We start from the raw sequence: 15,387 nt of genomic DNA, 5'->3' as shown, positions 1-15,387 counted from the left end.
CCGTACGGCCCGAGGGCCTCAGCTCTTCTTCGCCGACTCGGCCTCGTCGGCCACGTCCGCCTTGTCAGGCTTCTCGGCTCTGTCGGCCTTCTCGGACTTCTCGGCCTTCTCAGACTTCTCAGACTTCTCAGTCTTCTCGGTCTCGTCGGCCTTGTCCTTGGCGGGCTTCGCCTGCGCGGACTTCGCGTCGCCCGGTGACTTCGTGTCGCCCGCCTCCGCGGCGTCCTCGTCCGCGCCCGGCTCGACGATCTCCTCGCGCCCGGGGCGGATCCGCGCGGAGATCACGAGGTAGGCGACGGCGAGCAGGAAGACCACGATGGCCGTCCACACGTTCAGCCGCAGGCCGAGGACGTGGTGCGCGTCGTCGACCCGCATGTACTCGATCCAGCCGCGCCCTGCGCAGTACGAGGCGACGTACAGGGCGAACGCCCGGCCGTGTCCGAGCTTGAAGCGGCGGTCGGCCCAGATGACCAGGACGGCGACGCCGATGCACCACAGCGACTCGTAGAGGAAGGTCGGGTGGTAGGTGCCGGGGACCCGGCCGTCGTCGGCCGAGGTGATCTTCAGGGCCCAGGGCAGGTCCGTGGGCTTGCCGTACAGCTCCTGGTTGAACCAGTTGCCCCAGCGGCCGATGGCCTGGGCGAGCGCGATGCCGGGGGCCAGCGCGTCGGCCCAGGCGGGCAGCGGGATGCCGCGGCGGCGGCAGCCGATCCACGCGCCGACGGCACCGAGCGCGATCGCGCCCCAGATGCCGAGGCCGCCCTCCCAGATCTTGAAGGCGTCCACCCAGTCGCGGCCGTCGCTGAAGTACAGCTGGTAGTCCGTGATCACGTGGTAGAGACGCCCGCCGACGAGGCCGAACGGCACGGCCCACACAGCGATGTCCGCCACGGTGCCGGACCGGCCCCCGCGGTCGATCCACCGCTTGTTGCCGAGCCAGACGGCTACGAAGACGCCGATGATGATGCAGAACGCGTAGCCGCGCAACGGAATGGGTCCGAGTTCAACCACACCGCGCGACGGACTGGGAATGAAGGCGAGGTCCATGACACGACCGACGCTACCGTGCCGGGCATCGGGGGCGGCAACCGGTCCGGCTACGGGTCTATAACAGGAATGCCGCCCCCCGCCGCCTCAGCTCCGGTTGGCGTCTTGCACCATCTTCTTCAACTTCTGGGGCGTCAGCGGGTTCTGCTGGTCGCCGAAGATGTCCTTGCCGTCGAGCCGCACGGTGGGCGTGCCCTGCAGCTTCGCGTCCTGGAAGGCCTGGTTGGACTTGTCGACCCAGCTGTCGTGCTTGCCGTCCTCGACGCACTTCTTGAAGGAGTCGGTGACGAGGCCGTCGACCTCACCTGCGAGCTCGATCAGCTTGCCGTTCTTGCTGAAGGCGTCGTCCGTCTCGGCGGGCTGGTTCTTGTAGAGCACGTCGTGGTACGGCGGGAACTTGCCGGCGTCCTGGGCGCAGCCCGCCGCGTTCGCGGCGCGGAGCGAGCCGCTGCCGCCGAGGTTCCGGTCGATGAGCGTCGCCAGGTGGTACTCGACCTTGAGCTGACCCTTGTCGGTGAGCTCGTGGATCGTCGTGCGATAGGTGTCCTCGAACTGCTTGCAGGCCGGGCAGCGGAAGTCCTCCCAGATGGCGAGGGTCGCCTTGGCGCTCTCCTTGCCCGCAGGCAGAGCCAGTTGATCCTTGCCGTTCGCCCCCTTCGGAACGACCACCGGGCCCGATGTGTCGCTCTTGTCGTCGCCGGAATTGGCGGCGAGCAGCCCCACCACGGCGGCGAGGCCGAGGACCCCGACCACCGCGGCGCCCACGACCAGCGCCCTGCGCTGCTTGTCGCGGGCCTTCTGCCGCTCTCGCTCTTCCGCCAGCCGCTCGCGGGCCGATCGCTTTGCCTCACGGTTCTTCTCGCTCACACCGGGCCAACGAACCGGGGAGGCACGAGCATGCCTCCCCGGTCACATATCCACCCGTACGGGTTACGCCTTGCCGCGTACGCCGTTCGCGAGATCACCGGCGAGGGCACGCACGGCGGCCAGCCCCGCGGCCTCGTCCGGCGCGTCCAGCATGCGCTGCACGAAGGCGGAGCCGACGATCACGCCGTCGGCGAAGCCCGCGACCTCGACGGCCTGGGCGGCGTTGGAGACGCCGAGGCCGACGCAGACCGGCAGTTCGGTGGTGGCCTTGGTGCGCCGCACCAGGTCCTGCGCCTGCTCGCCGACGGACGCGCGGGTGCCGGTGACGCCCATGAGCGAGGCCGCGTAGACGAAGCCGGAGCCCGCCGCCGTGATGGTGGCGAGCCGCTCGTCCTTGCTGCTCGGCGCGACGACGAAGATCGTCGCCAGGTCGTGCTTGCCGGCGTGCTCCCTCCAGAGCGCGGACTCCTGGACGGGCAGGTCGGGCAGGATGCACCCGGCGCCGCCCGCCTCGGCGAGCTCGGCGGTGAAGCGCTCCACGCCGTAGCGGTCGATCGGGTTCCAGTACGTCATGACGAGCACCGGCTTGCCGGTCGCCTCGTAGGCCTCGCGGACCGTGCGCATGACGTCGGCGATCTTCAGTCCCGCCTTGAGCGCGATGTCGTCCGCGGTCTGGATGACCGGGCCGTCGAGCACCGGGTCGGAGTGCGGCAGGCCGACCTCGACCACGTCCGCGCCACCCTCGAAGACGGCCTTGACGGCCGCGATGCCGCCGTCGACGGTGGGGAAGCCCGCGGGCAGGTAGGCGATGAGGGCGGACCGGCCCTCGGCCTTCGCGCCGGCGAGGGTCTCGTCCAACAGCCTGATGTTGCCGCTCACTTGGCGTCCCCCTCGATCTCCGCACCGGTGGCGGACGCGTCCGCCTCGACGGTGGCGTCCGTGTCGTACAGGCCGAAGTAGCGCGCGGCCGTGTCCATGTCCTTGTCGCCGCGCCCGGAGAGGTTGACGACGATCAGTCCGTCCTTGCCGAGCTCCTTGCCGACCTCGAGCGCCCCGGCGAGCGCGTGGGCGCTCTCGATGGCCGGGATGATGCCCTCGGTGCGCGAGAGGAGGCGCAGGGCCTGCATCGCGGCGTCGTCGGTGACCGCGCGGTACTCGCCGCGGCCGCTGTCCTTGAGGTAGGCGTGCTCGGGGCCGATGCCCGGGTAGTCGAGTCCGGCGGAGATCGAGTAGGGCTCGGTGATCTGGCCCTCCTCGTCCTGCAGGACGTAGGAACGGGAGCCGTGCAGGATGCCCGGCTCGCCCTCGGTCAGCGTGGCCGCGTGCTCGCCGGTCTCGACGCCGTGCCCCGCGGGTTCGCAGCCGATGAGGCGCACGTCCGCGTCCGGGATGAAGGCGTGGAAGAGGCCGATGGCGTTGGAGCCGCCGCCCACACAGGCGATCGCGGCGTCGGGCAGGCGTCCGGCGCGCTCCAGGATCTGGCGGCGGGCCTCGACGCCGATGACGCGGTGGAAGTCGCGGACCATGGCGGGGAAGGGGTGCGGTCCCGCGACGGTGCCGAACAGGTAGTGCGTGCGGTCCACGTTGGCGACCCAGTCGCGGAACGCCTCGTTGATGGCGTCCTTCAGGGTGCGGCTGCCGGACTTCACGGCGACGACCTCGGCGCCCAGCATGCGCATCCGGGCCACGTTCAGGGCCTGGCGCTCGGTGTCGATCTCGCCCATGTAGATGGTGCATTCGAGGCCGAAGAGCGCGCAGGCGGTGGCCGTGGCGACGCCGTGCTGGCCCGCGCCGGTCTCGGCGATGACGCGGGTCTTGCCCATGCGCTGGGTGAGCAGGGCCTGGCCGAGCACGTTGTTGATCTTGTGCGAGCCGGTGTGATTCAGGTCCTCGCGCTTGAGGAAGACGCGGGCGCCGCCCGCGTGTTCGGCGAAGCGGGGCACCTCGGTGAGGCTGCTGGGGCGGCCGGTGTAGTGGACGAGCAGGTCGTCCAGCTGGGCGGCGAAGGCCGGGTCGCTCTTGGCCTTGTCGTACTCGACGGCGACCTCGTCCACGGCGGCGACGAGCGCCTCCGGGATGAACTTGCCGCCGAACGCGCCGAAGTAGCCTTCGGCGCTGGGAATGTGACCCTCGGGGTCGGGGATGAAGTACTCGCTGGGCATGCGGGATCCTCGCGTCGGCATGGCATGGGCTCGGGCGGTGTTCGCCTTGGCGCCGTCGCTGGTCGGGTCCTGTGCGCGGCTGCGGCACGTGGTGGCTCGCTCGCGCGGTTCCCCGCGCCCCCTTTGCGGGGGCGTCTCAGCTCTCGGCGGCGCTCAGGCGCCGCCCTGCCATCGCATCCCGGGGATCTGGCCCGGCTCCGCACCGATGTGGTACCGCACCCGCCTGCCCCGGACGCGCCGTGCGGGCGCGCGGCAGCCGCGAGGGCGGCAGCCGGGGGCGAGGCGGGCGAAGGCGGTCATCGGGAAGGGTCAGCTCCGTCCGTGGCGCAGGGCCGGGTGGGCGCCGGCGGCGACCAGGTCGGAGACGGCGGACTTCGGGTCGCGCCCGGTGACCAGGGACTCGCCGACGAGCACCGCGTCGGCGCCCGCGTTGGCGAAGGCGATCAGGTCGTGCGGGCCGCGCACACCGGACTCGGCGATCTTGACGACGCTGTCCGGCAGCTCGGGCGCGATGCGCTCGAAGGTGGAGCGGTCGACCTTGAGGGTCTTCAGGTCACGGTTGTTGACGCCGATGACCCGGGCGCCCGCGTCGAGGGCGCGCTCGGCCTCGTCCTCGTCGTGCACCTCGACGATCGGCGTGAGGCCGATCGACTCGGCGCGCTCGATGAGCGATTCGAGGGCGGACTGCTCCAGGGCGGCCACGATCAGCAGCGCGAGGTCGGCGCCGTACGCCCTGGCCTCCCACAGCTGGTACGAGGTGACGATGAAGTCCTTGCGGAGCACCGGGATGTCGACCTTGGCGCGGACGGCCTCCAGGTCGGCGAGCGAGCCGCCGAAGCGGCGCTCCTCGGTCAGCACGGAGATGACGGCGGCGCCGCCCGCCTCGTAGTCGGCGGCGAGGCCTGCCGGGTCGGCGATGGCGGCGAGCGCGCCCTTGGAGGGGCTGGAGCGCTTCACCTCGCAGATGACCTGCACGCCGTCGCCGCGCAGGGCCGCCGCGCCGTCCTTGGCCGCGGGAGCGTTGGCGGCGCGCTCCTTGAGCTCGTCGAGGCTGACGCGCGCCTGCCGCTCCGCGAGGTCGGCACGGACTCCGTCGATGATCTCGTCGAGCACACTCACGCGAGCGGCCCCCTTCCCTGACGGTTGAGCTGACGTTCAAGCTGGTCACTGCGATGGTATCCGCAGGAGGGCGAAGGCCCCGCATCCGGTTGACGCCCGTCCCACGAACTGGACATCCATCCGGCCTGCCGCCTGCGCTTTCAGGGGTGCAGCCAGGACCCGAACGGCAGATTGCGTACGACGGTGAAGACCGCCACAAGAGCCCCGAAACCCCACAGCTGCGCCGGGCCCAACTCGATCCGCACGGACCGCCCCCGCACTGTCCTGACCACCCAGACGGCCCACAGGAGAGCGAAGAGGCCGTACCCGACGACGGCGAGCGCGTTGGCGCCGAGGGCGGCCGTGAAGTCGCCGTGGACGACGGCGTGGGCGCTGCGCAGGCCGCCGCAGCCGGGGCAGTAGATGCCGGTGAGGCGCAGCAGCGGGCAGGCGGGGTAGTGGCCGGGTTCGTTCGGGTCGACGGCGCCGACGTACGCGAAGGCGCCGGCGACCGCGGCGAGCAGGCCGGCCGGTACCAGCAGACGGGTCAGGACGGCGGGCGCGGCGCTCTCGGGTTCGGCGGTCACCCGTGCATTCTGCCGCGTGCCCGGGCGCGTCGCCCGGTGACCGGGCCAGGAAAGGTCCGGATACGCGAAGAGGCGGCCCCGGCTGCTGCCGGACCGCCTCCCGTCGTACGGCGAAGATCAGCCCTCGGAGCGGGCGACCTGGTGCTGCGGGCGCCTGGCCTGGCCCATGCCCGCCATGCGCATCGCGCCGCCCACGAGGCCGCCGATGGCGATGACGGCCATGCCGGCCCAGAAGCCGGGGACGTTGGCCATCACCATGAAGGCACCCGCGACGCAGAAGCCGATGAAGGCGATGATGGAACCGGTCCAGGCAGCCGGGGTGTGTCCGTGTCCCGCCATTGTTGTGCTCCTCGTTGCTGTTGCTCTGTGCGTGGTGGTGGGTGGGGAGCCCGCCACGCGTCGGACGCTCGCCGACATTGTCCCGTACTCGCGCGTATGGCGTGAGCGCGGGGTCACGTTTCGCGCGTCGGGTCCTCGCCGTTCTCGCGCGTCGGGTCCTCACCGCGGTCGAGGGCCTTCCACAGCTCCTCGGGGCGGTCCGGGTCCGGGGCGCGGCGGGCCTTGCGGGGGGTCGGCGTGCCGTCGCGTTCGTAGCGTCCCGACATCGCGGGCCACGAACGGCCGTAGGTGAGCGCGAGCAGGCCCGCGAGCAGGATCAGCACGCCCGCGCCGGCCGCCGCGTAGGGCCAGCCGGTGTGGGTCAGGTCGCCGATGGTGGCGGCCTTGTCGCCGGCGGCCGTCGCGGCCTTCTCGTCGAGGGCGCCGCTGTCGTCGGCGCCGAGCAGGGCTGCGGCCACGATGCCCGCGCCGCTGAGCGTGAGCAGCAGGGAGACCAGGACGCGGCCGGCGCGGCGGACGGCGAAGACGGCGACGAGGGAGGCGAGGCCCACGATCGCCAGCGCCGCGGGCACACCGGTGACGTCGCCGCCCTTGGCGGTCAGCGGCAGCTCGCCGCCGGCCACCGACGCGGTGCCGTGGGCCCAGGCCTGGCGGGACGCGAGCAGGGCGAGGGCCGCGCCGACGGCACCCAGCAGCAGCGCGACGGCGATGCTGCGTCTGCTGCTGCGCTGGGCCCGGCTCTCGGTCGGTGCCTCGGTTCGGGGCGGAGGTACGGCAGAAGTCACCCGTCCACTATCCCTCACGATCCGAACGCCCGTGCAGCCGGTTCGCCGTGTGGATGGCGCGCAGCACCGCGGCGGCCTTGTTGCGGCACTCGGTGTCCTCGGCGACGGGGTCCGAGTCGGCGACGACTCCGGCCCCGGCCTGCACGTACGCGGTGCCCTCGCGCAGCAGGGCGGTGCGGATGGCGATGGCGGTGTCGGAGTCGCCCGCGAAGTCGAGATAGCCGACGCAGCCGCCGTACAGGCCGCGCCGGGACGGCTCGAGCTCGTCGATGATCTGCATCGCCCGGGGCTTGGGGGCGCCGGAGAGGGTGCCCGCGGGGAAGCAGGCGGTGAGCACGTCGAAGGCGGTGCGACCGCCCGCGACCTGTCCGGTGACGGTCGAGACGATGTGCATCACGTGGGAGTACTTCTCGATGGACATGAAGTCGACGACCTCGACGGAGCCGGGCCTGCAGACCCGGCCCAGGTCGTTGCGGCCCAGGTCGACGAGCATCAGGTGCTCGGCCCGCTCCTTGGGGTCGGCGAGGAGTTCCTCGGCGAGCGCCTGGTCCTCCTGCGGGGTGGCGCCGCGGTGCCGGGTCCCGGCGATCGGGTGGACCATGGCGCGCCCGTCCTCGACCTTGACCAGGGCCTCGGGCGAGGAGCCGACGACGTCGAACCCGTCGAAGCGGAAGAGGTACATGTACGGCGACGGGTTGGTGGCCCGCAGCACGCGGTAGACGTCCAGCGCGCTCGCCGTGCACGGCGTCTCGAAGCGCTGCGAGGGCACGACCTGGAAGGCCTCGCCGGCCCGGATGCGCTCCTTGATGTCCTCGACGGCCTCCTGGTACTGGGGGCCGCCCCACAGGGCGGTGTACTCGGGGAGCTCGGAGGGCGGCAGGGCGGCAGGGGGCTGGGAGACGGGCCGGGAGAGGTCGGTCTCCATGGCGTCGAGGCGGGCGACCGCGTCGTGGTAGGCCTCGTCGACGCCGGTGTCGAGGTCGTTGTGGTTGATCGCGTTGGCGATCAGCAGGACCGAGCCGTCCCAGTGGTCCAGGACGGCGAGGTCGCTGGTGAGCAGCATGGTCAGCTCGGGCAGCCGCAGGTCGTCGCGCTCGCCGGGGCCGATCTTCTCCAGGCGGCGCACGATGTCGTAGCCGAGGTAGCCGACCATGCCGCCGGTGAACGGCGGCAGTCCGTCGGCGCTGACCACGTCCCGGGGGGTGTGCAGGAGCTCGATGGTGGCGCGCAGCGTGGCGAGCGGGTCGCCGGAGGTGGGCACGCCGACGGGCGGGGTGCCCAGCCAGTGGGTCTCGCCGTCGCGGACGGTGAGGGCGGCCTCGCTGCGGACGCCCACGAAGGAGTAGCGGGACCAGGATCGGCCGTTCTCCGCGGACTCCAGGAGGAAGGTGCCCGGGCGTTCGGCGGCCAGTTTGCGGTAGAGGCCGACGGGGGTGTCCCCGTCCGCGAGGAGCCTGCGGCTGACGGGGAGCACGCGGCGGTCGGCCGCCAGCTTGCGGAAGGTCTCGAGGTCCATGGCAGCAGACCCTACTGACCGGGCGCGGGGGTGCCGGGCACGGGCTGGACGGGCAGCACGTCGGTGTCGAAGCAGGTGCGGGTGCCGGTGTGGCAGGCCGGGCCGATCTGGTCGACCTGGACGAGGACGGTGTCCGCGTCGCAGTCCAGGGCCACCTCCTTGACGTACTGGAAGTGCCCGGACGTGTCGCCCTTGACCCAGTACTCCTGGCGGCTGCGCGACCAGTAGGTGCAGCGGCCCGTGGTGAGGGTGCGGTGCAGCGCCTCGTCGTCCATCCAGCCGAGCATCAGCACCTCACCGGTGTCGTACTGCTGGGCGATGGCGGGGACGAGGCCGTCGGCGCTGCGCCTGAGGCGCGCGGCGATGTCCGGGGCGAGGCTGCTGCTGGGCGGGGGCACGCGGGTCATGGGCCCATTGTGCCGCCCCGGGAAAGCCCTCCCGGCGGGCGTCCAGGGGATGAGAAGGCGGCGAGGAGGGGCGGCGCGGACCGGTGCGGTGCGATATGGGGGCCGGGAGACGGGTGGGCGGACCGGGCGTCCGGTCGTAGGCTGGGGGCATGTCGACCCATGCGAAGCGTGAACGACTTCTCCTCGCCGATCTGTTGGAGGCGGAGGGGCCCGAGGCGCCCACTCTGTGCGACGGCTGGAGGACCCGTGACCTCGCGGCCCACGTGGTGGTGCGCGAGCGGCGCGCGGACGCCGCGGGCGGGCTCCTGATCAAGCAGCTCGCGGGGCGCCTGGAGCGGGTGCAGGCCGAGTTCGCCGCGAAGCCGTACGAGGAACTGGTCCAGCTGATCAGGACGGGGCCGCCGCGTTTCTCGCCCTTCTCACTGAAGCAGATCGACGAGGCGTCGAACGCCGTCGAGTTCTACATCCACACCGAGGACGTGCGCCGTGCGCGGCCCGGCTGGACGCCGCGCGATCTCGACCCGGTCTTCTCGGACGCCCTCTGGTCCCGCCTGGAACGCTCGGCCCGCCTGGTGGGCCGCAAGGCGCCGGTGGGCCTGGTGCTGCGCCGTCCGGACGGCCAGACGGCGGTGGCGCACCGGGGCACGCCGGTGGTGACGGCGACCGGTGAGCCCGCCGAGCTGCTGATGTTCGTGTACGGCAGGCAGGAGGTCGCCGACGTCTCGCTGGACGGCGACAAGGAAGCGATCGCCACGCTGCACGAGACGAAGCAGCTGGGGCTGTAGCGCGCCGGGGCGCCGCGCCCTTCCGGGCGTTCGGGTCAGCCCGGGAGTTCGGCGCGGCGCAGGGGGCGTGAGCAGAGGCCGATGACGCCCCCTGCGGCCGTCAGCGCCCCGCAGGCCGCGAAGACCGGCTCGCTGCCCCACGCGCCGATGGCGGCGCCGACGACGGGGTAGCTGAGCGGGGCCACGCCCAGGCTGAAGAGGCTGGACACCGCGGTGACGCGGCCCAGGTAGGCGGCGGCGGTGACGGTCTGGACCAGCGCTCCGCACAGCGCGCCGCACATGCCGAGCAGCAGCCCCAGCAGGCACGCGGCCACGACCGCGCCCGCCACCGAGGGCACGAAGCCGAGTGCCGCGAGGGCCACCGTGCCCGGAAAGGCCACCCAGGACAGCACCGCCCCGGCGCGCGGCACCCGCCCGCGCACGGCCAGCAGCAGCGAGGCGAGGCCGGCGCCCACGCCGAACCCGGCGAGGATCCAGCCCTGCCCCGACGCGCCCCAGCCGCGCTCGTCGGCGAGCAGCACGAGGCCGATGTTGGCGGGCCCGGTGAAGCCGAGCTCGCCGACGGCGATCACGGTCATCAGCGGCAGCAGGACACGGTGGCCTCGGATGTACCGCAGGCCGTCGGCCAGATCGCGCAGGACGGAGGAGGGCTCCCCCGCCGGGCCCTTGGCCGCCACCGGGTCGTCGCCGGGCGGCTCCCGCAGCCGTACGGCGATCAGCAGCGCGAGCGATCCGGCGAACAGCACCCCGGCCACCCCGAAGGCGGCGGGCGAGCCGCCGGTCGCGACCGCGATGCCGCCCAGCGGGCCGCCGGCGACGGTGGCGATCCGGGCCGCGACCCCGCGCATCCCCTGGACGCGCGCGAGCTGGCCCTGGGTGGTGATGCGCGGCGGCAGGGCACCCACGCTGGGCAGGAAGAGCGCGTCGACCGCGCCGAAGACGAGGGCGACGGCGGCGAGGAACCAGATGCCCGGGGTGGCGAGGAGGAGCAGCGCGGCCACGGCGAGGATCACCAGGCACCGCACGGCGTCGCTGCCGATGACGACGCGGCGCGGCCCGAAGCGGTCGGCGACGACACCGCCGCCGAGCATGAGCACCGCCCGGGGCACGGCTCCCACGGCGAGCACGAGCCCGGCCTGGGCCGCGCTTCCGCTGCGGGCCGCGGCCCAGGAGAGCGCCACGAAGTAGACGCTGTCGCCGATCATCGAGGCGGTGTAGGCGCTGAGCCAGCGCAGGACGTTGCCGTCGCGGTGGGCGGGGCGCTCGACGGCGGCGGCCGGGGGTATGCCGGTGGTGGCCACGGCGGTCGGCCTCACAGCGACCGGAACGGGAACGAGTGCATGTACAGCATGACGCTCTCGCGCCCCTCCGTGTCGCCGGCGTCCTGTGCGGCCTGGGCGCGCTGCTCGTACGTGCGGATCACGGCGTGCAACTCCTTGGTCAGCGAGGCGAGTTCGGCGGCGGTGTAGCGGGTGAGGAAGTCCGAGCTGTCGGCCGCCGCGCGCCACTCGGGCCCCCAGACGGCGCGCTGGTCGAGCCAGACGCCGTAGAGGTCGGTCTGCTTCTCGTGCAGGGCGCGGGTCACGGCGGCGAGGGCGGCGGCCCGCTCCGGGGTGTCCTCGAAGTCCGCGGTGCGGAACGACAGCGTCTCCTGCGCCGTCGTCCACCACCGCTCGCGCCCGTCCCCGCGCTGCGCCTGCGGCGCCTCCTCGATCAGCCCGTGCTCGGCGAGCTTGCGCAGGTGGTAACTGACGAGCGAGACGGCCTCGTCGACCTCGTCGGCCAGCTGGGACGCGGTGGCGGTGCGGGCGATCTTCAGGGCGCCGTAGAGCCGCAGGCGCAAGGGGTGCCCGAAGGCCTTCAGGGTGCCGAGGTCGGTCACTTGGCGGCGTTGTTGTCTGGCCATGACCCCACCGTAGATACAAAAGAAGAGTTGCACAATTATTGTTGCGCAACTTTTCTTGTGCACTTCTGCTCGTGCTCCCGCGGGGAGCTGCCGGGCCCTGCGCCGCTCGGCCGCTCCTTCCCGGACCGCTCAGTCGCGGCGGAGGCGGTGCGCCTTCAGGGCGAGGACGAGCTCGACGAGGTCGGCGGGGCGCGTCAGGCCGCGGCCGGTGAGCTGCTCGCAGCGGCGGAGGCGGTTGAGGACCGTGTTGCGGTGGCAGTAGAGGCGGGCGGCGGCCCGCTGCGCCGACCCTTCGCACTCCAGCCACACCGTCAGCGTGTCGAGGAGCAGCGCCCGGTCGACGGGCGGCAGGGCGAGCAGCGGCCCCAGGACCCGGTCGGCGAGCAGGCCGCCGAGCGCGGGGGCGGCCGCCACCAGGGCCGTCGGCAGCTCCTCCTCCAGAAGTACGGTGCCGCCGTGCGCGGGGCAGATGCGCAGGGCGGTCTCGGCGAGGCGCCGGGCACCGCCCACCGCGGCGAGGCCGTCGACGGCGGGGCTGATGCCGACCCGCAGGGCCGCCGTACGCTCCGTCATCGCCCGGAACGCGCCCCCGACCCGGGCGATGTCGTGGTCGCCGAGCGCGACGATGCCGTGCTCGGCGTCGGAGCCGGTGTGCCACACGCCCCGCAGGCCGTCCGGCAGGTCCCGCACGGCTCCGCGCCCGCCCGCGACGAGCACCACGGCGTACCGGCCGCGTTCGGGCAGTCCGAGCGCGGCGGCGACGTCGGGCAGGTCGGCGATGCGGGTCGCGCCGTCCAGGAGCGTGGCGGCGAGCAGGCGGCGCCGGTTCTCGCGGCGCCAGGTCAGTTCGCGCTCGGCCCGCCGGTAGGCCTCGCTCACGCAGAGGCAGTGCTCGTCGACGAAGTCCCAGACGTCCGCGGCGAGATGGACGAGCAGGTGCGCGTCCTCGGGGTGCCGGCGGGTCACCTCGTCGACGAGGGCCTGCCAGACCAGGGAGCCGCCGAGCCGGAAGGCGTGCAGCAGGGCGTCGAGGGGAAGGCCGCGGGCGGCACGCTCCGCGCCGATCCGCGCCGAGCAGGCGCGGGCGGCCTCGCGGGAACGTGCGGGATCCAGGAGGGAGGCGACGCTGTGCCCCAGCGACCGCTGGACCTCCCGCCGCACATCGGCCGCGTCCGCCTCGATCGCGGCCCGGTAGGCGGGTTCCTGGTCCCGCAGGTCCGTCATCAGCCGGTCCGCGAGCGCGGGGAGCCGGTCCATGAGCGGCAGCGCGGCGCGGCGCAGCACGGCCACCGCGTCGGGCCCGACGAGGGTGCCGCCCGTCCGGGAGCGGGCTCGGGGACGTACCAGGTGCGCGGACATCACGGTCCTCCACGGGTCGGCTCACGCCGGGACGCGGCCACCCCGTCCCGGCGCCCGAAGAATGGCATACCGTCCGGTCGGTCTCCAGCCTTCGGGCGGAAACGGGGGTGAGGCGGGGGCGGAACGGGGTGCCGCCGGGCCCGAAACCGTCGAGGCGGAGCAGAGGCGGAAACGACGCGGAACCGACGTGGAGCAGGCGCGGAACACCTCACCGAAGGCTCTGCCGGGCGCCGCCCGCCTCACGTACGCGCCGCCGCCCCCTCCGCGCGGTCGACGAGGCGGGCCAGCTCCAGTCGGGAGCGGACTCCCAGGTGGGCGAAGACGTTGCGCAGGTGGTGGTCGACGGTGCGCGGACTCACCGAGAGGCGGCGCGCGACCTCGCGGTTGGTCGCGCCCTCCGCGACGCAGCGGGCGATGCGCAGCTGCTGCGGCGTCAGCCCGCCGAGCCTGCCCGGCGGTTCGCCCGACCCGGGCGCCTCCCCCGTGGCGCGCAGCTCGGCGGCCGTCTGGGCGGCCCAGACGGCCGCGCCGCACCGCTCGAAGGCGACCAGGGCGTCCCGCAACAGCACGCGGGCGCGGGCCGTCCTGCGGGCGCGGCGCAGCCACTTGCCGTACAGGGCGGCGGTGCGGGCCCGCTCGAAGTCACCCTCGGAACCGTCGTGGCGGGCCAGCGCCTCGGCGTAGCGTGCCTCCGCGCGAGGCGGGTCGTGGGCGGCCAGCAGGGCTTGGCAGCGGGCGAGTTGAGCGGGGGCCTGCGGGTCGTGACCGCGCCCCGCCCACGCCTCGAACTCCGTGACGGCGGCCCGGGCCGCCCCCGCCTCGCCCGCGCAGACGGCCGCCTCCACGAAGCAGGGCACGGCGAGCATGCGGACCGCGAAGTGCCCGCGCCGCGGCCCGGGGGCGACGAGCGGCCCGAGCCGGGCCGCCGCCTCCACCGCCCTGCCCCGCGCCACGTCCGCGCGGGCCAGCGCCCACTGGGCGAGCGTCGCCGCCTGGAGGAGGCCGTGCCGGGCGGCGATCTCCTGTGCGGCCCCGGCGTGGCGGGCGACGGTGGCCGCGTCGCTGTCGAGGGAGGCGACCAGGGCGAGGACGGCGTGCTGAGGGGCCAGGACGTTGCGCTGCCCCGTGGCGAGCGCGGCCCGCACACCCTCCTCGGCGTGGGCCCTGGCCCGCGCGTGCCGTCCGGCCCGCAGTTCGCCGTACGCGAGGAGTTCCAGGGCGCGCGGCAGCTCGGCCTCCGCGTCATGGGCCCGGGCGGCGGCGATGGCCCTGCTGCCCAGGCGGCAGGCGGCCGGCAGGTCCCCGGCGACCAGCGCGGCGGCACCGGCCCGCGACAGCGCGTCCGGCTCCCGCACCCCGGCCGCACCCAGCCCACGGGACCCGTCGTCGCCGGACCCGACCCCGCCGGACCCGACCCCGCCGGACCCGTCATCGCCGGCCCCGACCCCCCCGACCCCGCCGACCCCGTCCCCACCGGCGCCCGCGACCACCCGCAGCAGCGCCTCCCGCCCGGCCGCGAACCGGTCGCCGAGCGCGGCGGACATCCCGACGCCGTAGTCACGGACCGCGTCGGGGACAGCTCCCGCCCCCTCTCCCCCGCCGGGCAACCGCGCCCCCACCGCCTCCCGGTACGCCTCCGCGTCCCCCAGCGCCCACGACGCCTCCGCGGCGGCCAGGCGGGCGTGGAGCGCGTCGGCGGGTCCGCACCGCCGGGCCGCCAGGAGGAGTGACTCCCGGGCGTCGGCGACCGGGCCGTCGCGCAGCGCGAGCAGGCCGTGCACGAGGTCGGCGCGGCCCCCGACCGGATCGGGGGACGGCAACCGCCGGGCGCGGTCGAGGAGTTCGCGGGCCCGCAGCGAGCGCCCCGCGAGACGGGCGTGGTCCGCGGCCGCCACGAGCCGCCCGGCGCGCACGGCCGGGTCCGCGGCGAGCGCCGCCGCGTACGCGAGCGCCGTGGCCCGCTCGCCCCGGGTCGGCCCTGGCTCCCCCGCCGCGTCGGCGAGCTCGCGCCCGGCCCGCTCGTCCGGGTAGGCCGTCGCGAGTGCCCGATGCAGCCGACGGGTGAGCCGCTGCCGCTCGCCGGTGGCGGACCCGGCGAGCAGCCGGTGGGCCGCCCTGCGCTCGGCGGGCGACGCCGACCCGTACACCGCGTCCCGGTCCGGCAGCCGCAGGTGGCCGCCGGGGCCGCGCCGCAGGCCCGCGCGCTCGGCGGCGTCCAAGGCCTCGGCGCCGAGCCGGGCCGAGGCGGCTGCCCGCAGCACGAGTCCGGCGTCCGCGCCGGGCCCCTCGGGGTCGCTCTCGCAGGCGGCGGCGGTCAGCAGCAGGACGGTTCTCCCGGTCACCCCCGTCACGGTACGGAGGAACCGCCACGCAGGTGGTGGGGGGGGGGGGGGGGGAAAAAAAAAAAAAAAAAAAAAAAAAAAAAAAAAAAAAAACCACAGTCCCCTTAAAACCCCCCCACCAGAGACCAACACCGAGCGTCGTGATTCCCCCAAACCACCACAGAAGGAAAAAAAAAAAAACCCCTGA

16 protein-coding genes are annotated in these 15,387 nt (G+C 74.0%); 1 reads left to right on the top strand and 15 read right to left on the bottom strand.

The genetic code is table 11. From position 1 onward, the window contains the following. Window positions 1-18: 18 nt before the first annotated feature. From lgt to hisI, 11 genes are all read right to left on the bottom strand, one after another. Entirely contained in the window at window positions 19-1,047 is a 1,029-nt protein-coding gene (gene lgt / locus ACZ592_RS39795; protein ID WP_471586659.1) for a prolipoprotein diacylglyceryl transferase, read from the bottom strand. Between the two features lie 87 nt (window positions 1,048-1,134). After that, window positions 1,135-1,914: a DsbA family protein gene (locus ACZ592_RS39790; protein WP_471586658.1), complete on the bottom strand. Its 780-nt coding sequence runs from the start codon at window positions 1,912-1,914 to the stop codon at window positions 1,135-1,137. Between the two features lie 63 nt (window positions 1,915-1,977). Continuing rightward, window positions 1,978-2,793 (bottom strand): tryptophan synthase subunit alpha, encoded by an 816-nt coding sequence (trpA, locus tag ACZ592_RS39785; RefSeq protein WP_471586657.1) that lies wholly within the window; start codon window positions 2,791-2,793, stop codon window positions 1,978-1,980. Continuing rightward, window positions 2,790-4,076, bottom strand: coding sequence for a tryptophan synthase subunit beta (gene trpB, locus ACZ592_RS39780; RefSeq protein WP_471586656.1), 1,287 nt, complete (start codon window positions 4,074-4,076; stop codon window positions 2,790-2,792). The genes trpA and trpB overlap by 4 nt, the downstream gene beginning before the upstream one ends. Before the next feature lie 153 nt (window positions 4,077-4,229). Further along, on the bottom strand, window positions 4,230-4,376 hold the full coding sequence (trpM, locus tag ACZ592_RS39775; RefSeq protein WP_199843006.1) for a tryptophan biosynthesis modulator TrpM: 147 nt from the start codon (window positions 4,374-4,376) through the stop codon (window positions 4,230-4,232). A 9-nt stretch (window positions 4,377-4,385) separates the two neighbouring features. Next, window positions 4,386-5,195 (bottom strand): indole-3-glycerol phosphate synthase TrpC, encoded by an 810-nt coding sequence (gene trpC / locus ACZ592_RS39770; RefSeq protein WP_471586655.1) that lies wholly within the window; start codon window positions 5,193-5,195, stop codon window positions 4,386-4,388. Between the two features lie 140 nt (window positions 5,196-5,335). Next, window positions 5,336-5,761: a DUF2752 domain-containing protein gene (locus ACZ592_RS39765; protein ID WP_471586654.1), complete on the bottom strand. Its 426-nt coding sequence runs from the start codon at window positions 5,759-5,761 to the stop codon at window positions 5,336-5,338. Between the two features lie 117 nt (window positions 5,762-5,878). Next, window positions 5,879-6,100 (bottom strand): HGxxPAAW family protein, encoded by a 222-nt coding sequence (locus ACZ592_RS39760; protein WP_471586653.1) that lies wholly within the window; start codon window positions 6,098-6,100, stop codon window positions 5,879-5,881. 113 nt (window positions 6,101-6,213) lie between these two features. After that, the gene (locus tag ACZ592_RS39755; RefSeq protein ID WP_471586652.1) at window positions 6,214-6,885 is read right to left on the bottom strand and encodes a TIGR02234 family membrane protein; all 672 of its coding nucleotides are present in this window, start codon (window positions 6,883-6,885) and stop codon (window positions 6,214-6,216) included. Window positions 6,886-6,892: 7 nt separating this feature from the next. Continuing rightward, window positions 6,893-8,401, bottom strand: a complete 1,509-nt coding sequence (locus tag ACZ592_RS39750) for an anthranilate synthase component I (RefSeq protein WP_471586651.1) — start codon at window positions 8,399-8,401, stop codon at window positions 6,893-6,895. Window positions 8,402-8,412: 11 nt separating this feature from the next. Then, window positions 8,413-8,808: a phosphoribosyl-AMP cyclohydrolase gene (gene hisI, locus ACZ592_RS39745; RefSeq protein ID WP_471586650.1), complete on the bottom strand. Its 396-nt coding sequence runs from the start codon at window positions 8,806-8,808 to the stop codon at window positions 8,413-8,415. A gap of 149 nt (window positions 8,809-8,957) precedes the next feature. Here hisI and ACZ592_RS39740 point away from each other — a divergent pair, with 149 nt between their 5' ends. After that, entirely contained in the window at window positions 8,958-9,593 is a 636-nt protein-coding gene (locus tag ACZ592_RS39740; RefSeq protein ID WP_471586649.1) for a TIGR03085 family metal-binding protein, read from the top strand. A gap of 35 nt (window positions 9,594-9,628) precedes the next feature. On the opposite strand, the gene ACZ592_RS39735 is transcribed toward ACZ592_RS39740, so the two are convergent. From ACZ592_RS39735 to ACZ592_RS39720, 4 genes are all read right to left on the bottom strand, one after another. Further along, window positions 9,629-10,894, bottom strand: coding sequence for an MFS transporter (locus ACZ592_RS39735; protein WP_471586679.1), 1,266 nt, complete (start codon window positions 10,892-10,894; stop codon window positions 9,629-9,631). Between the two features lie 11 nt (window positions 10,895-10,905). Continuing rightward, window positions 10,906-11,499, bottom strand: a complete 594-nt coding sequence (locus ACZ592_RS39730; protein WP_471586648.1) for a winged helix-turn-helix domain-containing protein — start codon at window positions 11,497-11,499, stop codon at window positions 10,906-10,908. A gap of 129 nt (window positions 11,500-11,628) precedes the next feature. Continuing rightward, window positions 11,629-12,858, bottom strand: coding sequence for a PucR family transcriptional regulator (locus ACZ592_RS39725; protein WP_471586647.1), 1,230 nt, complete (start codon window positions 12,856-12,858; stop codon window positions 11,629-11,631). 239 nt (window positions 12,859-13,097) lie between these two features. Further along, on the bottom strand, window positions 13,098-15,387 hold a 2,290-nt coding region (locus ACZ592_RS39720), incomplete at its 5' end, for a helix-turn-helix transcriptional regulator (protein WP_471586646.1).

It is taken from the genome of Streptomyces sp. NPDC040622 (assembly GCF_055593965.1).
Note: the sequence above shows the minus strand (reverse complement) of the source record. Positions and strands in the feature narration are given on the sequence as shown.

Bases quoted from the DNA above. Each gene is read 5' to 3' on its own strand.
- trpM (WP_199843006.1), bottom strand. From the start codon at position 4,376: ATGACCGCCTTCGCCCGCCTCGCCCCCGGCTGCCGCCCTCGCGGCTGC.
- lgt (WP_471586659.1), bottom strand. From the start codon at position 1,047: ATGGACCTCGCCTTCATTCCCAGTCCGTCGCGCGGTGTGGTTGAACTC.
- ACZ592_RS39730 (WP_471586648.1), bottom strand. From the start codon at position 11,499: ATGGCCAGACAACAACGCCGCCAAGTGACCGACCTCGGCACCCTGAAG.
- ACZ592_RS39725 (WP_471586647.1), bottom strand. From the start codon at position 12,858: ATGTCCGCGCACCTGGTACGTCCCCGAGCCCGCTCCCGGACGGGCGGC.
- ACZ592_RS39760 (WP_471586653.1), bottom strand. From the start codon at position 6,100: ATGGCGGGACACGGACACACCCCGGCTGCCTGGACCGGTTCCATCATC.
- trpB (WP_471586656.1), bottom strand. From the start codon at position 4,076: ATGCCCAGCGAGTACTTCATCCCCGACCCCGAGGGTCACATTCCCAGC.
- ACZ592_RS39740 (WP_471586649.1), top strand. From the start codon at position 8,958: ATGTCGACCCATGCGAAGCGTGAACGACTTCTCCTCGCCGATCTGTTG.
- ACZ592_RS39750 (WP_471586651.1), bottom strand. From the start codon at position 8,401: ATGGACCTCGAGACCTTCCGCAAGCTGGCGGCCGACCGCCGCGTGCTC.
- hisI (WP_471586650.1), bottom strand. From the start codon at position 8,808: ATGACCCGCGTGCCCCCGCCCAGCAGCAGCCTCGCCCCGGACATCGCC.